The organism is Endozoicomonas sp. ONNA2 (assembly GCF_024606365.1).
Taxonomy (GTDB): Bacteria; Pseudomonadota; Gammaproteobacteria; order Pseudomonadales; family Endozoicomonadaceae; genus Endozoicomonas.
In genome coordinates, this window is the sequence record NZ_JAHHPO010000712.1 from 1 (window position 1) to 2326 (window position 2326).

The following is a 2326-nucleotide window of genomic DNA, read 5'->3' on the forward strand; positions in this document are numbered from 1 at the left end:
TTCATCCCTGAGGGTGGCGCAAAATATTTTCACGCGCCATGGGCATTTGTGTCTTCGTGTCTTTGTGGTTCAAAGCTTTCGTGTCCAGCCATAGAACCTCCCACATTCTCAGGCTGAGCCTGTTGCAAGAAAGTTCTGTCCTGAGTTGCTGCCCCCAGCTTCTTTATTTCTGGTATCTGCCAATCTCTCTATTTCCGAAAATTGCTCCTCGTTTAGTTTGCTCTTTAACATGCTACGAACGGTTATACCGGACGCAGTGGGCTGATCAATATTGGCACCCAGATTAATGAGTTGATTAATAAACTGAAGGCTTTTTAAATCAATCTTTTCCTGCAAGGCAAAATCACATAATGCAGTACTCCCTTCAATGGAGTCCCTGGCATCAACGCAGAGTTTATGACAATCCAATAAATTTTGAATTATATTTATGTGGCGACTACGAAATTGATCAAAGGGATGCGTACGCTTCCATTCCTCGTGACAGCACATGGCGATTTGCAGCGGTGTTTTTCCTTCACGGCCGAGAGCATTGACATCTTCAGTTTTTATTAACTTGCGAATCATGTCATTACAGCCATTCTGCATAGCGTAAATAAGTGGTGTTTCATTATTGACTTTTAAATTATCAATGCCTAACCGATATATCATTGAGTCCAGCAGTTCTGGACTTTCAGATTGGATAATCAACATTAATAGTTTTTCTTTATCCTTATCTTCCAGATCACCAACCTTGAGTGCCTCTATCTTTTCAATTATTTTTTCACAAGATTCGTGCCATAACGATCCATTAGTCCTTTTGTCAATTTTACTCAGGTCAGCAATCGATTGTATCAACGGTAACGGGTCAAATCTGTTACCTGCCAGTTTATCTGCCAATCTCTCAAAATCCGAAAAGTGCTTCTCGTCTAGCTTCGCCTTTAAAGCGCTGCGCACTGTTCCACCACTCTCAGTAGCAATGGGCTGATCAATATTGGCACCGCGATTGATTAGTTTATAGATTAACCGAAGACTTGATAAATCCAAGTTTCGAAGCGAGGCAATACTGCATAATGCGGTTTGACCTGCAGAGTCCTTGGCATCAACACACAGTTTATGATAATCCAAAATAAATTGAATTATATTTTTGTAGGGATTAGGAGAACGGCTTTCTGGATTTTCATCATTCCAACACTTGAAACAGTCAATGGCTATTTGGAGCGGTGTTTCGCCTTCGAGGCTGAGAGCATTGATATCGCTATTCTCTATTAAACTCTTGATAAGATAATAGTTGCAACCATTATGAATAGCATAAATGAGTGGTGTATCATTATTGACTGTTAAATTATTAATCCCCAAGTGATATATCATTATATCTAACATGAATTTATTGTCAGATTTGATAATCGACTTTAATAATTTTTCTTTGTAGTTATCTTTCAGCTTACTAGCCTTGAGCGATATTATTTCTTCTTGAATTTTTCCTGCAGCTTCGGTCCGATGAACCCAGTTAAGTTTTTTTAGGTCGATAATCGTTTGTATCAAAGGGTCATCATCTGATTCATGGCTAAAATTATTTTTGATCATCTCAGCAAGACGTGATCCTTTGTTTAAAATGATGGAATATAGATCACTATGCTTGCCACTTCTATCAGGATGAAAATATTTTAACAACGCTCTAAGAATAAATACCAGAGATGAATCGTCTGTGTTTGGATCAACATTTAATAGATTGGTTAACAGAAACCTTAATATTTTTTGTTCATAATCTGTTACTGCTTTTCGGTTATCATATTTCTTCAGAACTGATTCAAAGAAGTTGCCGATACCTTTAAGTTCCTTAAAAGATCCTGTTAAATCGTTCAACCTCCAGACTCTCTGGCATACATCTCATCTGTGGCATCACCGACCTCTCAAGCTCATAATGATGCCTCAGCTCCTCCAGAGTGACTTGTATTTCTGAATCCGCAATCTTACTCTCTATATTTTGACAGAAATCTTGGGCATGGCGGTTTAATTTTTCATAAAATTCACTGGTTTGAGCAAGAATTGGTAATGTTTTAATGATGTCAGCTTTTCTTCCGTTGATCGGTGTATCATAGGTACTTTTATGGCAATGGGGAAGAATCTGCTGACCATCAACCTCCCTGGGTTTACTGTTAAAATCGGGTTCCACAGATCTTCCAGTGCCTGCATGCTTCAAATTGCCAGCCCTGTCATTTACATCAACCGGTAAATCTGACATACACTGATTCTGTTTGATCTCTTTGATGTTCATAGCAGTTAACTCCTTTACATTAACCTGAATCCGTAACTTCAGAAGACGTTGAAACCTTCGGAAGCCGGTCGT

General features: G+C 38.8%; 2 protein-coding genes. Both read right to left on the reverse strand.

The window, feature by feature from the left end:
* Positions 1-108: 108 nt before the first annotated feature.
* Positions 109-1842, reverse strand: coding sequence for an ankyrin repeat domain-containing protein (locus tag KDK14_RS12555; RefSeq protein ID WP_257265479.1), 1734 nt, complete (start codon positions 1840-1842; stop codon positions 109-111).
* Positions 1817-2326: hypothetical protein (locus KDK14_RS12560; RefSeq protein WP_257265480.1), on the reverse strand; the 510-nt coding region annotated here is incomplete at its 5' end. The genes KDK14_RS12560 and KDK14_RS12555, both read right to left, overlap by 26 nt.